The organism is Aliiroseovarius sediminis, assembly GCF_022678485.1.
Classification (GTDB): Bacteria; Pseudomonadota; Alphaproteobacteria; order Rhodobacterales; family Rhodobacteraceae; genus Aliiroseovarius; species Aliiroseovarius sediminis.
The window spans coordinates 1-15,478 of the sequence record NZ_JALBYP010000024.1; the positions used below are offsets into that span (position 1 = coordinate 1).

The 15,478-nt window shown below is 60.4% G+C and carries 15 protein-coding genes, 2 pseudogenes and 2 riboswitches; of the genes and pseudogenes, 9 read left to right on the top strand and 8 right to left on the bottom strand.

What is annotated here, in order from left to right; all coding sequences use genetic code 11:
* A partial coding sequence (locus tag MN186_RS05465) for a site-specific integrase (protein WP_242113315.1) occupies window positions 1-936 on the bottom strand: 936 nt, incomplete at its 3' end.
* Between the two features lie 168 nt (window positions 937-1,104).
* On the opposite strand from MN186_RS05465, the pseudogene MN186_RS05470 reads away from it, so the two are divergent.
* From MN186_RS05470 to MN186_RS05480, 3 genes and pseudogenes are all read left to right on the top strand, one after another.
* Window positions 1,105-1,970 (top strand): annotated as a pseudogene (locus MN186_RS05470) (DUF1403 family protein).
* A gap of 3 nt (window positions 1,971-1,973) precedes the next feature.
* Entirely contained in the window at window positions 1,974-2,618 is a 645-nt protein-coding gene (scpB, locus tag MN186_RS05475; protein ID WP_242113316.1) for an SMC-Scp complex subunit ScpB, read from the top strand.
* 113 nt (window positions 2,619-2,731) lie between these two features.
* Window positions 2,732-3,442 (top strand): IS6 family transposase, encoded by a 711-nt coding sequence (locus MN186_RS05480; RefSeq protein ID WP_242113317.1) that lies wholly within the window; start codon window positions 2,732-2,734, stop codon window positions 3,440-3,442.
* A 59-nt stretch (window positions 3,443-3,501) separates the two neighbouring features.
* Here the strand turns inward: MN186_RS05480 and MN186_RS05485 are convergent.
* A pseudogene (locus MN186_RS05485) lies at window positions 3,502-4,488 on the bottom strand (IS630 family transposase).
* A gap of 85 nt (window positions 4,489-4,573) precedes the next feature.
* A complete protein-coding gene (locus MN186_RS05490; RefSeq protein WP_242113319.1) occupies window positions 4,574-6,046 on the bottom strand; it encodes an MFS transporter in 1,473 nt (490 codons plus the stop codon).
* An 88-nt stretch (window positions 6,047-6,134) separates the two neighbouring features.
* Between MN186_RS05490 and MN186_RS05495 the strand changes: the two genes are divergently transcribed.
* Window positions 6,135-6,707: a TetR/AcrR family transcriptional regulator gene (locus MN186_RS05495; protein WP_242113321.1), complete on the top strand. Its 573-nt coding sequence runs from the start codon at window positions 6,135-6,137 to the stop codon at window positions 6,705-6,707.
* A gap of 220 nt (window positions 6,708-6,927) precedes the next feature.
* On the opposite strand, the gene MN186_RS05500 is transcribed toward MN186_RS05495, so the two are convergent.
* Window positions 6,928-7,452 (bottom strand): carboxymuconolactone decarboxylase family protein, encoded by a 525-nt coding sequence (locus tag MN186_RS05500; protein ID WP_242113322.1) that lies wholly within the window; start codon window positions 7,450-7,452, stop codon window positions 6,928-6,930.
* Window positions 7,453-8,413: 961 nt separating this feature from the next.
* On the opposite strand from MN186_RS05500, the gene MN186_RS05505 reads away from it, so the two are divergent.
* Both MN186_RS05505 and MN186_RS05510 read left to right on the top strand, forming a co-directional pair.
* A complete protein-coding gene (locus MN186_RS05505; RefSeq protein WP_242113323.1) occupies window positions 8,414-9,361 on the top strand; it encodes an IS630 family transposase in 948 nt (315 codons plus the stop codon).
* Window positions 9,362-9,379: 18 nt separating this feature from the next.
* Complete coding sequence (locus tag MN186_RS05510) at window positions 9,380-9,601, top strand: DUF736 domain-containing protein (protein WP_476726582.1); 222 nt, start codon at window positions 9,380-9,382, stop codon at window positions 9,599-9,601.
* A gap of 44 nt (window positions 9,602-9,645) precedes the next feature.
* Here MN186_RS05510 and MN186_RS05515 read toward each other — a convergent pair whose 3' ends face one another.
* Window positions 9,646-9,939: a hypothetical protein gene (locus MN186_RS05515; RefSeq protein WP_242113324.1), complete on the bottom strand. Its 294-nt coding sequence runs from the start codon at window positions 9,937-9,939 to the stop codon at window positions 9,646-9,648.
* A 26-nt stretch (window positions 9,940-9,965) separates the two neighbouring features.
* A riboswitch (TPP riboswitch) is annotated at window positions 9,966-10,091 on the top strand.
* A 100-nt stretch (window positions 10,092-10,191) separates the two neighbouring features.
* Between MN186_RS05515 and thiC the strand changes: the two genes are divergently transcribed.
* Genes thiC through thiE form a run of 3 tightly spaced genes read left to right on the top strand, consistent with a single transcriptional unit; the run spans window position 10,192 to window position 13,435 of the window.
* Window positions 10,192-11,994, top strand: coding sequence for a phosphomethylpyrimidine synthase ThiC (gene thiC, locus MN186_RS05520; RefSeq protein ID WP_242113325.1), 1,803 nt, complete (start codon window positions 10,192-10,194; stop codon window positions 11,992-11,994).
* Window positions 11,991-12,800, top strand: coding sequence for a hydroxyethylthiazole kinase (gene thiM / locus MN186_RS05525; protein WP_289069568.1), 810 nt, complete (start codon window positions 11,991-11,993; stop codon window positions 12,798-12,800). The genes thiC and thiM overlap by 4 nt, the downstream gene beginning before the upstream one ends.
* Entirely contained in the window at window positions 12,797-13,435 is a 639-nt protein-coding gene (thiE, locus tag MN186_RS05530; protein WP_242113327.1) for a thiamine phosphate synthase, read from the top strand. The genes thiM and thiE overlap by 4 nt, the downstream gene beginning before the upstream one ends.
* Window positions 13,436-13,439: 4 nt before the next feature.
* On the opposite strand, the gene MN186_RS05535 is transcribed toward thiE, so the two are convergent.
* Genes MN186_RS05535 through MN186_RS05545 form a run of 3 tightly spaced genes read right to left on the bottom strand, consistent with a single transcriptional unit; the run spans window position 13,440 to window position 15,162 of the window.
* Window positions 13,440-13,892 (bottom strand): NUDIX domain-containing protein, encoded by a 453-nt coding sequence (locus MN186_RS05535; protein ID WP_242113328.1) that lies wholly within the window; start codon window positions 13,890-13,892, stop codon window positions 13,440-13,442.
* A 2-nt stretch (window positions 13,893-13,894) separates the two neighbouring features.
* On the bottom strand, window positions 13,895-14,716 hold the full coding sequence (gene thiD / locus MN186_RS05540) for a bifunctional hydroxymethylpyrimidine kinase/phosphomethylpyrimidine kinase (protein WP_242113329.1): 822 nt from the start codon (window positions 14,714-14,716) through the stop codon (window positions 13,895-13,897).
* A complete protein-coding gene (locus MN186_RS05545) occupies window positions 14,713-15,162 on the bottom strand; it encodes an NUDIX hydrolase (protein ID WP_242113330.1) in 450 nt (149 codons plus the stop codon). Before MN186_RS05545 ends, thiD begins: the two co-directional genes overlap by 4 nt.
* Window positions 15,163-15,197: 35 nt before the next feature.
* Window positions 15,198-15,314: riboswitch (TPP riboswitch) on the bottom strand.
* Between the last annotated feature and the right edge of the window lie 164 nt (window positions 15,315-15,478).

Consider the following 15,478-nt stretch of genomic DNA (forward strand, 5'->3'; position numbering starts at 1 on the left):
GTGTTTCTGGACGTGGCGTTCGTCGACCTCGGCACTGCTGGCAAGGCCCGCGCGCAGAGAATGACCGGAGTAGAGCGCCAGACGTTCCTTTTCAGGCAGGTCCGCGCGCAGCCCGGCGTCCAGCACGCAGCGCTTGATCAACCGCGCCACGTGCTTGTCACTCAGCCGCGCATCCAGCGCGCGTTTCCCGTCGCGCGAGGTGCGGGTGAAGATGGGGCCGAAGTCGATCTTGGCGAAGTCCAGCCAATGTTCCAGCGCATGAACCGGGCAGGTCCGGTCCGACGATCCGCGGCCCACTTCGACCTCGCGCCAGCCGGTCTTGGCGTTCAGGGTCAGAACGGCGCCGTCATCAAAGATTTCGACCCAGCCGCCCGCGTCGGGCGTGTCGTCCTTGTGCACATCCAGGCTTACAATTTCACTGCGCCTGAGCGCGCCCGCGTAACCCAAAAGCAAGATCGCCCGGTCACGCAGCCCGCGCAGGTCGAAACCCAGCGTGGCGATCATCGCCAGAATATCGTCGGGCAGGATGGCGTCCTTCTGCACCGGGGGGCGGGCGTGTTTGCGCCTTATGCCGGCCAGCACGCTGGCGATGTGACGATCCGTGCGGTCCAGCGGCTGGCCGCGCTGCGCGCAGTTCCAGACAAGGCCGGACAGGCGCCGTTCGATCGTGGCCACCGACAGGGCCGGGGCGGCGTCCCGCGGCGCGGCCAGATCGGCCAGATAAAGACCAATCAGCTCAGACGAAGGCGGCAGGGGGTCCACACCCTTCGCGCGACACCAGCGGGTGAAGTGTTTCCAGTCCGTTCCATAGGCTGCAAGCGTATTGTCAGACGCGGCCGCCCGGGCATAGTCGCGGGCGGTGTCAACCAAACGATCAAGGGGGCCGGAGGGGGCGATATGGTCGGGCAGGGCGCTGTTTTCAGGGGTTTTGGGCATGTTTCAGAGGGTAAGCTAGAAAGGTCCGATAATGCAAACTTATTGGACCTACGGCAGCCTGGCAAGCCGGGGCGGTTTGTGCAATATTCACTGGCGCCAAGCGCCGCGATCCAATACGCTGTCTTTATGAGCCATCCGCATCCCATTCCGAAAGACGCCCCGGCGGCAATGGCCGATACAGCCATTGGCAAAATACCCGCGCTTCCGCGCTGGGTCACGCGGGCGCGGGGTGAAACCCTTGAAGATGTGGCGTTTTTTCGGGCGCAGCACTGAGCCACCTGCATCTTGTGTTGGGGCGAGAGGCGGTCCCCCAAGCCTTGTTACGGGATCGGCTGGCGCTGCGTGCAGCGGAGGCTTGTGTCGCGTTTTCGGGTCGTCTGGAGCGGGCAGGGGATCTGCGCGACGTGGTCCATCTGCTGCGCCCCGGCGATCTGCCCGGCCCGGCAGGCGAAAGCTGTCTGGCGTGGCGTCGCGCCACGGAAAGGCCGGTGACCGTGAAAGCTCTGGTCCGGGCGCTGCCTGAACTTCAGGGTGATCAGATCGCGAGTTGGCTCGATGCCGGGCAGGGGGCACCGGTCAGTCGCGCGGCAATGGTGCTGGAGGCGGTACTAAACGATGCCCCCCGTGCCGAGGTGCCCGCGCTCGTCCTTGCTGACGCGACCCTCGCCAAGGCGCTTGGTTGGGAACATGTCGTGCTGCTTCTGGCCGCAGGCCTGAAACGCGCCGACATGCGCAAGCGAGGCGAAGACCTATGGTCGGCTTGTCATCGTGCGCTCGTCTCATCGGCGGTCGATGCCGTGCGTCTCTCAACTGACCTCGCGCGGCGGGCAGCAGACCTAAAGGCGGTCGCGCCGAAGCTGCGCGCCAAAGGCGCGGAGGCCGCCGTCGCGATGATCCTGACTCAAGATGCCGTCGCGCCTGGGGCCCTGCCACTACCGGACCGGTCCGCACGGCGGCTCTGTGACCGGTTGGTCGATCTCGGCGCGGTGCACGAACTGACCGGCCGCGACACGTTCCGGCTCTACGGGATCTGAGCGATGGCCAAGGATCACGCCGAAACTGATTTCGATCAGGAACTGAACGATCTGCCAGCCGAATTGCGCTGGCGCGAATGGATGCGGCGGATTGAAGCCGTTCTCTTCGCCAGCGCATCGCCGGTGCCGCGCGAGGACCTGGCTCGGGTGGTAGGGCAGGGAGCTTCGGTTGAGCTTCTGATCGAGGACCTGGCCGCTGACCTTGACGGCCGATCATTCGAAGTGACAGAGGTCGCCGGCGGTTGGATGCTGAGAACGAGGCCCGCCTACGCCCCTGCGATCCGGACCGCCGCTGATATAGGTGAACAGGACCTCGATCTGCGCGAGTACGATGTCGCTGTTCTGGCCGCCATCGCCTACCACCAGCCGATCACACGGGACGGGCTGAAGGACATCTTCGGGAAAGAGATCAGCCGAGATCAGATCGGTCGGCTGCATGCGCGCGGCTTAATCGGGGCAGGGCCACGGTCGCCGCGGCGCGGGGCCCCCTATACCTATGTGACGACGGAGCAGTTCCTGGTCGCGTTCGGTCTGGAGTCGCTGCAGGACCTGCCCGATCGGGAGCAGATGGAGGAGGCAGGGGGCATCAATTCGCAGGCACAGCCATTGCCAATGATGTGCGGCGGTTTGAATGGAGGCGAACGATGACCTGTTGTAAGTCCGCCAAATCAGGATGTCTGGAGCGCGTCTTTGTTCCCGGTGTTATCTGTGACGGGCATTGCCAACTTGTTTGCCGGTCGGCTTTCACATAGGCAACCGGGATGAAGATACCTTGCACGATGCCTAGATTGAAAGGTTACCGCTTTCCTCGCGAGATCGTCGCCTATGCGGTCTGGACGTATCATCGGTTTGCGCTCAGCACGGCGGACGTTGAGGATCTACTCGCCGAACGTGGCGTGATGGTAAGCCGGAAAACCGTCCGGAACTGGGTGAACCGGTTTGGCCGCCATTTCGCCGATTGCATCAAGCGCGACCGGCCGGGCGCCAGTGACAAATGGCACTTGGATGAAGTCGTTGTTCCGATCAATGGCGTTAAATTCTGGCTCTGGCGTGCAGTCGACACGAATGGGGACGTGCTCGACATTCTCGTGCAAAAGCAACGCAATGCAAAGGCAGCCAAACGGTTCCTGAAGCGGCTGATGGACCGGTTTGGCGCGCCACGGGTCGTGATCACCGACAAGCTGCGGAGTTGCATCAAGCCAATCCGCAATCTTGCCGCGAATGCTGATCACAGGGCACACAAGGGCTTGAACAACCGGATTGAAGGATCGCATCGGCCGACCCGAAAGCGAGAGAAACTCATGGGCCGGTTCAAGTCACCCAGACAGGCGCAGAGATTTCTCGCGGATCACCACCAGATCAACACAATCTTCCGTCCCCGCCGCCATCTTCTCACCGCCACATCATACCGCCACGCTCGATCTGATGCCTTCGATCTTTGGAGCATCTACACACTCGAAATGACCGCCTGACGGGCGCGGGTCAGACCGCATTCGGGCGGATGCAAATAAGTTGGCAATGCCTCGCGCCTTTAACTTGCGACATATCCGGCAGCTTTGAAGTAGTTCCAGCACTCTTGGGGATCGTACAGATCACAGACTTCGGCAATCGCGTCGAACATTTCGGTGAAGGAGCGCGCACCGATGCGGCGCAGATGGGCTTTGAGTTTGGAGAAGGCCATTTCGATAGGGTTCAGGTCTGGACTGTAGGGTGGCAGAAACAAGAACCAGCACCCGGCGTCTTTCATGGCCTTTGCGGCCTCGGCGTTCTTGTGGGTGGCGAGATTATCGAGGATGATGATCGTTCCGGGAGCAAGTTCGGGCACCAGCACTTTCTCGATGTCAACGGCGGCGCAATATCCGGCCAGTGGGGCGGAGCGAAAGCGGGGCCGTCCATCGCCCCCTTTATCACCCAAGGCGCGATCATTGCATCGGCGCTCAGGCCTGCGATGAATGTCTGCGTGCCCCAGGCCCCAAAGGGCGCATTCATCATAAGTCGAGCCCCGCGCTGTGACCATCCGCATTGCCGGGTCAGGTTGGTTTTGACAGAGGTTTCGTCAATGAATACAATTCGTTCTGGAGCGGCCCGCATTGCGGGCATGCGACGCTGCTCCCAATCGGCACGCCGCCGCTTTACCCGTGCAAGCAGGCGTTCGGTGGCAACCAATGTCTTTTTTGTATGTATAGCCAAGCTTGCGGAGGAACTTGCCAATGGAGTTGGGGTGCGCTCGCTCGCATGTTGCCTCCAACAGGGCAGCACTCAGCTCCGGCATCCTGATGTCTGCATCCTGACCGATGATCTCGGCAAAGAAACCACGGTGCGGATCCAGCTTGCCCCGTCCTTTGGGGCGGCCTTGGGGAGCCGGGTCAATCCGCCCAGTTCGGTGAACCTGCCGCGCCCACCGTGCCCCTGTCGTAGGCGAAAGCCGCAAGCGCAACGCTGCCGCCCGCCCGCTAAATCCTTCTTCTACATATCTCTGAAACCGCGCACGAAGCGCATCCGGCAAAGGTGCTGACATGATCCATCCTCCCAAACAGGATGAATCACAAACTCAAGCTCTTGGGAATCCCATATGATTCAGGTTTTCGGCGGGACGCTTTAGGTCATGAATTGTTTGCGGCCTTTCGCCAGATGCCAATGGCTGCGCCAAAGACCAGAATTGTGGCTAGGGCAATCACGCCGACGAACGCCTCGTCGAAGGCGTTCCGGGCCGTGGCCGCCAGCTGTGCAGCCGCTCTGGTAGGCAGTGCTTCCGCTGCCAAAAGCGCTTCATCCAGACTGTCGGCTGCTGTTGCAGGTACGTTTGCAGGTACGCTCATCGAGCGCGTGTAAAGCATCGTCATGACGCTCCCGAGGATTGCGATGCCAAGAGCGCCGCCAAGCTCGAAAGACACTTCCTCGATTGAGGCAGCCATACCTGAATGCTCTTCCGGAGCTGACTGCATGATAACGCTTGAGGCGGCCGTCATCGTCGCCCCGATTCCCACTCCCATGACGGCGAGAACGGACAGCCACAACCACGCGGGACCGTGATATGTCAGGATGTAAATGGCCAGGGCAATACCTGTCAGGGCGAGGGTACCCGACAACACCCGCGCTGCGCCAAGGTGCGGCAGCGCCAGCCCGGTCAGCGGACCCGCGAGAAACGACGCGATCGGGATCGGCAGCACCATTAAACCCGCCTGTAGCGGGCTTAGCCCGAGCACCAGTTGCAGCCGCTGGCTGAACACCAGTTCAACTCCGATCAGGGCGGCCGAAGCCACGAGGGCCGCGACCACGCCGGAGGTGAATTGGGCGTTGCGAAAAAGGTCAAAGTCGATCAGGGGGTTGGCGCTGGCGCGCTGGCGGGACACGAAGGCTGTCATGGCAATCAGACCAAGTGCGAAGGTCAGACCGGCCAGCGACAGGGATGGCTCGGGCTTGCTGATTTCCTTGACGGCAGAGATCAGCCCCACCAGCCCCACCATCACCTGTACCGAGCCAATCAGATCGAACGGATGCGGGTGGAGGGCCCGCTTGTTCACCAGGACCAAGGTGCCAGAGACAAAGGCCAAAAGCACGACCGGCACGTTGATGAGGAAAACCGACCCCCACCAGAACCACTCCAGCAGCAACCCGCCTATTACAGGTCCCAGAGCCGCGCCGCCTGAGGCGACAGCGGCCCAGATTCCGATGGCGAAAGCCCGTTCTTTCTCGTCGGTGAACGTCAGGCGAATCAACGAAAGGGTCGCGGGCATCATCATTGCGGCGCCGATTGCAAGCACAACCCGCGAGGCGATCAGAATCGAGGGTGATGTCGAAAAGGCCGCGGCAAGCGACGCCAGGCCGAAGACAATTATTCCGTAGAGGAACATTCGCTTGTGACCCACCCGGTCGCCTAGGCCGCCCAGGCCCGGCAGCAGCCCCGCGACAACCAAGGGATACGCATTCACGATCCACAGTTTCTCGGTGCCAGTAGCGGCAAGGTCATGAGTCAGTCGCGGCAGCGCCGTGTAAAGCACTGTCATGTCGATCACGATCAGAAAAAGGGCGCTCGACACAATGGCCAACACGAGCCAACGGTTACGGGGAGACATAGTAATGATCCTTTTGGGGCATTGCGCGACAGGTTGCTTATCTGAGAGGAATGATATAAATACATTCGTATCGTATTGGAATTAAAAAATGGCAGGACGACCGCGCAAAATCGACCGTGACAAGCTACTAGACGCTGCTGAGGCGCTGGTGCTGCAGGCAGGCGCAGGCGCGCTCAGCTTCGATGCTGTAGCGAAAGCCGCTGGGATCACCAAGGGCGGGGTGCAGTATGCGTTTGGAACCCGCGACAACTTGATTCGGGCAATGATCACCAGGTGGGGGGGGGCGTTCGACGCCGATGTTGCCGAGCGGACTGGGCGGGACCCGTCACCGAAGGCGTTGATTCGCGGGCATCTGGCTGCAACGCGCGATGCGGACGCCGCAGATCATTCGCGATCCGCCGCCATGATGACGGCACTTTTGCAACATCCAGACCAGTTGTCGGAGACGCGCGACTGGTACAATTCTCGACTGGATGGCCTTGATTTGGCAGTCCCCGAGGACCGGCAACTGGCTCTCGCTTTTCTGGCGGGCGAGGGCGCGTTCTTGTTAAAAGCTCTGGGGTTGATGGCTTTTAGCGAGGCACAATGGAACGCTTTGTTCGAAGAGATGCTGTGCGTGTCCGCGTCGGGCGGTTCGGACGCGGCATCGACCGACGAGTGAGTTAGAACGCGCTAGAACCGAATGCCAGTTTTCCGCTGAACCGACTACATCCAAAGTGCGTCGCTTTTTGCCGATAGCTCAGGATCAACATAAAATACATGGATATGAAGCTATTCCATTCCTAAAGCGTTTCGCCTTTACCCGGAGGCATCAGCGAAGGGCGAAACGTGGGCAACGATCAAGCATCACGCAGCGTTTCACAATAAGCAGCGATTCAGATCTATCGAGAAACGCTTGAAGTTATTTCAGATTGGACCTGATAGCGCATGGCAATTGCAAGGCGGTTCCACAGGTTCATCAGACTGATCAGCATGGTCAAGTCCGCGATTTCCTTCTCGTCAAAGATATCGATCAAGGGGGTATAGGCGGAATCGGCAGCGCGGCTTTCACCAATTTTCGTCACGGCATCGGCCCAGCCGAGCGCGGCCCGCTCGCGATCGGACCAGACAGCGGCTTCATCCCAGCCACCGAGCAAGATCAGCTTGCGCTCTGGCACGCCTGCATTGATCGCCGCCGTGCTGTGCATGTCGAGGCAAAAGGCGCACCCGTTGATCTGAGAAATGCGAACTTTCACCAGTTCGATCAGGGGCTTGCCAAGAGAAGAGTTGTAGAGCTTCTGATCTACGGCAGCGATTGCCTTGTAAATCTCTGGTGAAACGTCTTGCGGTGAGATGCGGCCTGCTCTGATCAATTTTATGCTCCTTGAAGTCTTCAGGTGTAATCGAAAGGGATAGCAAAATTTCATACAAATTGGCTACAGGCCTGCTCACAGCTTTCTGGCAGAAAACTGATCGGCGTTCCCTTCAGCCCGATATCGGGCTGGTGCCAAAGCGCAGCGATTGCAGGAATTTTTACCTTTACGCTGATCCTGCGCGGGCATAACTCTCCTTTGAGAGAAGGGGTGCTTTTGCCTGATGCCATAGGCGCTGCGCCGCTGCAAGTCAGCTGACGGCCCTCTGCTCGACATGACTGAGTATCTGCGGAGAGAATGGATCTCTGGCTACCAAGGGCGTCAAGATTCGTTCAACTGGACTACCAAACACACACCATACGTCCCTCGCGGAAGGAGGTGTGCCCGCGCATTCTTGAAATCGCCGATGAAGCGGAACCAAATCAACGTTGGAATACCATCCTGATCATCAGGATGCCGGTATGCGGACCGGCATGAGGCCCGCGTCGCGGCCGGTGGCCGTGCGGTGGGAATGGCGGACCGTTGCGAGCGGCAACCCGCCCCTGTAATCGGGGAGGACACGCCGGCCAGGGCGCCTGGAGAGCGATGCGCATCGCCTGTCGCGGGTGAGCAAACCCGCCGGTGGAAAAGCCGGTCAGGCTGACGGGCATTCGCGGTCGCGATCGTCTCCGTTCCTTGCCCGTCCCATCTCCGCTCCATACGTCCCTTTCCAATGGCCTGATCTGGCCGAAGACCGGCTGTGCCTCGACTGGCTTGGCGCAACAGCGGCGCCATAACTTTCTTCCCTTGGGCTGCGCCCATTCCGCGCGGAACAAGAAAGTTCTTCCTCTGCTGTCCAGCCCCCGGCACGCCAGGGGTGCGCCGCCGGTCGTCTCCGGCCTGTCGATCGCCATCGGGCGCAATGGTGCGGACCCGGAAACGGAAAACGGAGACTAAAGCGCCCCGCCGAAAACCTGAATCTCTGGGATTCCCTTGAAGGCTGATCTGTGATTCATCCTGTTTGGGAGGATGGATCATGTCAGCACCTTTGCCGGATGCGCTTCGGGCGCGGTTTCAGAATTTGATTGAAGAAGGGTTAAGTGGGCGTGCGGCAGCGTTACGGCTGAAGGTATCGCCTGCCACCGGGGCGCGGTGGGGGCTTGCGATCCGCCGCACTGGTCAAGCCCGTGCCGGCCCTCAAGGTCGCCCCAGGGGCAAGGGCAAGCTTGATCCGTATCGCTCTTTCTTTGCCGAGGTGATCGCTCAGGATGGCGACATCACAATGCCTGAACTGGCGTCTGCCCTGCTTGACGCGACCGGCGTGTGCGCGCATCCGAACGCGATCGGCAAATTTCTTCGCAAGCTTGGCTATATGCACAAAAAAGTCGCTGGTGGCCGCCGAAACAAGGTGAGGCGACAGCGCGAAGATTGGTTCCGGCATCGCATTCCGGCGGTGTCAGCCCAACCCGAACGTGTTGTCTTCATTGACGAAACTTCACTGAAAACAAATCTGACCCGGTTGCGGGGATGGGCCCCGCGCGGGGATCGCCTGGTTATGGACGCGCCGTTCGGTTCGTGGGGGACACAAACCTTTATCGCGGGGCTCACCGCCGACGCCATGATCGCGCCCTGGGTGATCAAGGGCGCGACGGACGGCCCGGCATTCGCGGCTTACGTCGAGAAGGTGCTGGCTCCGGAACTGCCCTCCGGTACCGTGGTCATTCTGGACAACCTAGCCACCCACAAGAATGCCGATGCCGCAAAGGCGATGCGGGACGCTGGGTGTTGGTTCCTCTTCCTCCCGCCGTACAGCCCAGACCTCAATCCCATCGAAATGGCCTTCTCGAAACTCAAGGCACACCTGTGGCGGATCGGAGCGCGCACCTTTACCGACATGTTCCAAGCCATCGCGCAGGTCTGCGATCTCTACTCCCCACAAGAATGCTGGAACTACTTTAGGGCTGCCGGGTATGTCTCAGGATAAAGGCGGGATGCTTTAACAATGGCTACCATCGGCACCTTCAAGAAAACCGGCAACGAATTCACCGGCGAAATTGTCACCCTCAGCGTCCAGGCCAAGGGCGTGCGGATCGCTCCCGACACCCGGGCCACCGGCGAGAACGCCCCCAGCCACCGGATCCTGGTCGGCCGCGCCGAGATCGGCTCCTGGTCCAAGCGCTCGGCCGCGCGTGCGCTTCTTGGATGGATGTTCGGAACCCGATGACTAAGTAAGCAAACCATGGGCAAGCAGTTCGGTCAAGTGATGCCCTATAACGCAGGCGCTTTCTTGCCCGGCTCGGCAAAAGGCACAAGGATCGGACGTTTTTCAGGAAACGGCTTGCTTGCGCACTGCATGTTGACATGTGTGCTGTTCGAGAGTCTATATGGTGTTGTCTTGATGCCTGCGACGAATTCAATCGGTTTGTCCGTTGCCATAGAAACGCCCTTCGCTGTTGCCGGCACTAGTTTACCCGACGCCACGTCTTGAGAAAAACAAATAGCCTTGATTTTTTGGTTTTGATATTCGGGTACATTTTCAATGTGAAAGGTTGCTGTTGACACGCGCCCACCACTCCATTCAGTCTACGCGCACTCACCCGGGGGGTCTCGACAAGAGGCTGAGATTCTGCTGGCCGGCAAACACCGTGCAGCGCAGTGACCCGATGAACCTGATCCAGTTCATACTGGCGTAGGGATGGTGCACAGGCTGCATGGGCTGCTTGCCCGATACGTCACAGGCGTAGTCCGTTCAGCCTTTCTCCACTCAACGCGGAACTGGGTCTCCAATGCTTATCGCCATGGAGGCTCCGCCCGATGAAAGACCAAACCCCAACTGTAACCAAGGGCCCGCTGCCCGCCTCGCGCCGTGTCTGGCGCAAGGGCAATCGCTTTCCTGAGATCCACGTGCCGATGCGCGAAGTCGTTTTGCACCCAACATCAGGCGAACCGCCCGTCACCATTTATGACAGCTCTGGCCCTTATACCGACCCCAAGGCTGATATCGACCTTGACCGTGGCTTGCCGCGCCTACGCGAGGCTTGGGTCAGAGCGCGTGGCGATATAGAGAGTTATACGGGCCGCCATGTGATTCCGGCCGACAACGGCTTTGCCGAGGGCGCGCGGCTCGTGCCTGAATTCCCTGTCCGTCATATCCCACGCCGCGCGACGAAGGACCGGGCGGTGACGCAAATGGCCTATGCGCGTGCGGGGATTATCACGCCCGAGATGGAGTTCGTGGCGATTCGAGAAAATCTTGGCCGCGACGGTGCGAAAGAGAAGCTTTTGCGCGATGGCGAGAGTTTTGGTGCAGATATCCCGGATTTCATCACGCCGGAGTTTGTTCGCGACGAGGTGGCCAATGGCCGGGCGATCATCCCGGCGAACATCAATCACCCCGAGTCCGAACCGATGGCCATTGGGCGAAACTTTTTGGTCAAGATCAACGCCAACATTGGCAATTCGGCAGTGACCTCTTCTATGGCCGAGGAGGTTGAGAAAATGGTCTGGGCCGCCCGCTGGGGGGCCGACACGGTGATGGACCTGTCCACAGGACGCAACATTCACAACATTCGCGACTGGATCATTCGCAACAGCCCGGTGCCCATCGGCACTGTTCCGCTCTATCAGGCGTTGGAAAAGGTGAATGGCATTGCCGAGGATCTAACGTGGGATGTATTTCGCGACACGCTAATCGAGCAGGCCGAGCAAGGTGTGGATTACTTCACCATCCATGCGGGGGTCAGGCTGCATATGATCCCGATGACGGTTGATCGCGTGACAGGAATCGTCAGTCGCGGTGGTTCGATCATGGCCAAATGGTGCTTACACCATCACCGTGAAAACTTCCTCTACGAACATTTCGGTGAAATTTGTGATATTGCACGGGCCTATGATGTGTCGTTCTCCCTTGGCGACGGGTTGCGCCCTGGCTCCATCGCCGACGCCAACGATCAGGCACAATTTGCCGAGCTCGAGACCCTGGGCGAGCTAACCCAGATTGCTTGGGCAAAGGATTGTCAGGTTATGATCGAGGGGCCGGGCCATGTGCCAATGCACAAGATTAAGGCCAATATGGACAAGCAACTGGAGGTCTGTGGCGAAGCGCCGTTCTATACGCTGGGGCCGCTCACGACTGATATTGCGCCGGGCTATGACCATATCACCAGTGGCATCGGAGCGGCGATGATCGGCTGGTTCGGTACAGCGATGCTTTGCTATGTGACACCCAAAGAGCATCTTGGCCTGCCTAATCGTGACGATGTGAAGGTCGGTGTGATCACCTATAAGATCGCGGCCCATGCCGCTGATTTGGCCAAGGGGCATCCTGCGGCGCAGATCCGCGATGACGCGCTGTCGCGCGCGCGGTTCGAGTTCCGCTGGGAGGATCAGTTCAACCTGTCGCTCGATCCCGAAACCGCTCGTTCGATGCATGATGAAACGCTGCCCAAAGAGGCGCATAAGGTGGCGCATTTCTGTTCGATGTGTGGGCCGAAATTTTGTTCGATGCGGATCAGCCACGACATCCGGGCTGAAGCCCAGAAAGAAGGCATGGAAAGGATGGCCGAAAAGTTCCGCAAAGGTGGAGACTTGTACGTGCCACTGGAGGACGTGAAGTGAGCCAGACCCCCGCAACCCTTCTAACCATGATGCGCGCCAAACCGCCGCTGGTGCAATGCATCACCAACTACGTCGCCATGAACATAGCCGCCAATGTGCTATTGGCCGCCGGGGCCTCACCCGCGATGGTGTCGGATGTCGAAGAAGCCGGTGAATTTGCGCGCATCGCCGGGGCGCTCACAGTCAATATCGGCACACTTTCGCCGCCGTTTGTGTCTGGGATGCGCGCGGCCATCGAGTGTGCGCAGGAGGCGGGAACGCCTTGGGTACTGGACCCAGTCGCCTGCCCGGCGACGACATACCGTCGTGATGTCTCGACCGAGCTGGTGGCGCGGAAGCCGGCGATTATTCGCGCAAATGCCTCGGAGACCCTGTACCTTGCAGGCAAGGACAGCCGGGGGCAGGGCGTCGATGGGCGTGACAGTGTCGCGGCGGCCGAGGAAGGGGCGCGCTGGCTCGCGCTGCAGACCGGCGGCGTGGTGGCGGTAACGGGTGCAGTTGATTTCGTCACCGACGGCACACGCGCGGCGCGGGTAGGGGGCGGTTCGCCTTTCATGCCGATGAACACGGCCTTGGGCTGTTCGCTAACCGGACTGTGCGGTGCCTATGCGGCAGTCGCTGAAGACTCGTTCGACGCGACAATCACCGCGCTGGCGCACTTCGCCGTGGCCGGAAGCCGGGCGCATGAGGGCGCGCCGGGTCCGGGCAGCTTTGCGGTGCGTTTCCTTGACGCGCTCCACGCGGTTACCGCCAAGGCGCTAGAGGCAGAGACCAATATCCAACGGATCGAGGCCGGCCTGGCATGAGGCCGTCCTTCGACCTTTCGCTTTACCTTGTGCTTGATCCCGGCCTTTGTGCCGGGATCGGGATAGTCGAAACCGCGCGCCTTGCCGTGGCGGGCGGGGCGACGATGGTACAGCTGCGCGACAAACAAGGCGGCACAATGGCGATGGTCGAAACCGGACGTGCGCTGAAGGCGGCGCTTAGCGGCAGCGGTGCGCGGCTTATCATCAATGACGATGTTGAGGCTGCCGTCGCGATCGGCGCCGACGGGTTGCATGTCGGGCAGGGCGACACGAGCGTCGTAGAAGCCCGCGCGCGGATCAGTCACAATGCCATTCTCGGCCTGTCAGTCGAAACACCGCAGCTTGCCGCTGCGGTCAATCCGTCACTGGTGGATTACGTCGGCGTAGGACCGGTCTTCGCCACGCCCACCAAGCAGGACCACAAGCACCCGGTCGGCTTTGAGGGATTGGAGGCACAGGTTGCGGCCAGCCCAGTACCTGCGGTCGCCATCGGCGGGATGAAGGCAGGACATGTCGCCGAGGCACTCGGAGCGGGTGCGGCGGGCGTCGCTGTGGTCTCGGCCATTTGCGGACAATGCGACCCAGAAGCAGCGGCGCGGGATTTACGAACTGCCATCAATAGGGTGCGGGGTTGAGATCTTAGAAGACCGAATTCATCAGCGGTAACCGGACGGGTGCTGCAAAACCCGACGCTTGATCCCGCCAGAAACGGTCACGCAATACGGCGGGAAAGACATGACCATCAGGCAGGGCGTTTTGGGTTGCCCACCGGGCATCAACTATCCGCTCTTGTGGGTCGGGATTCGCTGCGGGGTCCAGTACCCCTGAAACCAGCCGGGCGACGAACCAGAACTTAGCCATCCGTCCAGACGCGTCAATCAACTCGTCGATATATGCCATCTGCTGCGCTTCTATTCGCAGGCCGGTTTCTTCAAGCGTCTCGCGCTCGGCGGTGTGTTCCAACGTTTCCGCACCCGCCACACCACCACCAGGCGGTGCCCAGAAATCGTAGAGGCCGGGCTTAAGGTGGCGCAGCAGCAAAACCCTGTCGCGATGCACAACAAGCGCCCCTGCGGAAATCCGATGTGGCATAATCACGGACACGAACCTTGCAAGCTGGGCCAGAGGGCGTGAAAGTGATGCACTGGCCCGCGGCCCTCGCCGACATCAAGCGCATCGCTCGCTGCCAGCGCCGCGTGCAAGTAGACTTTGGCCTGTGCCACCGCATCCGGCACCTCAAATCGAGGCAGAACTGCTGCGATGGCCGAGGACAGCGTGCAGCCGGTGCCATGATCGTTCTTGGTTTCAATACGCGGAGCGGGAAACGCGGTAACGCCGCCGGGTCCTGCCAATAGATCAGTGCTTTCCTGACTGGCCAGAAGATGTCCACCCTTTAGCAGCACCCATTTCGAGCCCAGTGCCAGCAGGTCGGGCATGGCGCTCTGCATTGTGTCTGCCGCCCAGTTATCGTCACGTCCCAGCAGCACTGCCGCCTCGGGCAGGTTCGGTGTCACCAGCGTCGAAAGAGGTACGAGCAACCTGCGCACTGCCGCAACCGCTTCAGGTGCCAGCAGGGCGTGACCGCTCTTGGCGACCATGACGGGATCAAGCACAATGTTTGGTGCGTTGTGATGGCGCAGCCTGTCCGCAACAGCTTCGGCAATTCCCACATTCGCAATCATACCGACTTTTACCGTGTCTATGCGAACGTCCTCGAACACAGCATCAATTTGCGCGGCGACGAACTCCGGCTCCAACGCGACGAAAGAACGGACGCCGCAAGTATTTTGCGCTACGACCGCGGTGATCGCAGCGCAGGAGTAAGCTCCAAGGGCCGAGAACGTCTTGATATCCGCCTGTATTCCGGCCCCGCCCGAAGGGTCGGTGCCTGCGATGCTGAGAACATTGGCAATCATGAATACGCCTCCAGCATCAGTGTGGCGGCCTGTGCCGCCACCTCGGCAACATCGAGACTCAGTGCAAGGTCGGCATCGGCAAGCCCGTCCAGATCAACCCAGCGCGCATCAAGCGCATCGTCTCCGGCAACTGGTTCGCCCCTCTTCCACTGGCACAACACTGCGATGAGGGCGAAATGTTGGCGCAGACCGCCCGAGGCATCATGGTCGAACGCATCCACGGCGGTGAACACGCGGAGTGCTTCTGCGAAAATTCCGGTTTCTTCGGCGAGTTCCCGCAGGGCGGCTTGCGGAATTGTCTCGCCACGCTCAATCTTTCCTCCCGGAAAACCCCAACGCCCGGCATCGGGCCGGTTTGCGCGGCGTACCAGAAGGACCTGCTTTGAACGAATAACCACCGCGATCGTTGCAGGGATTGGGAGGTCGGGTGTCGGGTGGGTGGGCATAGCGGCCTCGTATGTTGAGGCCGGCGAGCGGGCAAGAGAGCGTTACGGTCCTGTCCCTTCGCCGGCATGATCCGGATCAGGTTCAAAGGGTCACTGCGCTGCGTGCGCCAACAGTATCTCAGCCCCTTGTCGGGACACCCCTAGGTATCATCACCCTATCAAGAATTGGGTCAGATTCAACGTGTCTCTTGCGATGAGCGGTTTGATTCCAGCCGCTTGGGTGGACCTGTCGCGGTTTGATGCCGCTCCTTTGATAGCATTTACTGCACCAAAGGAGACTGACTATGGGACTGAAACGGACGGACGAATTTCGTCA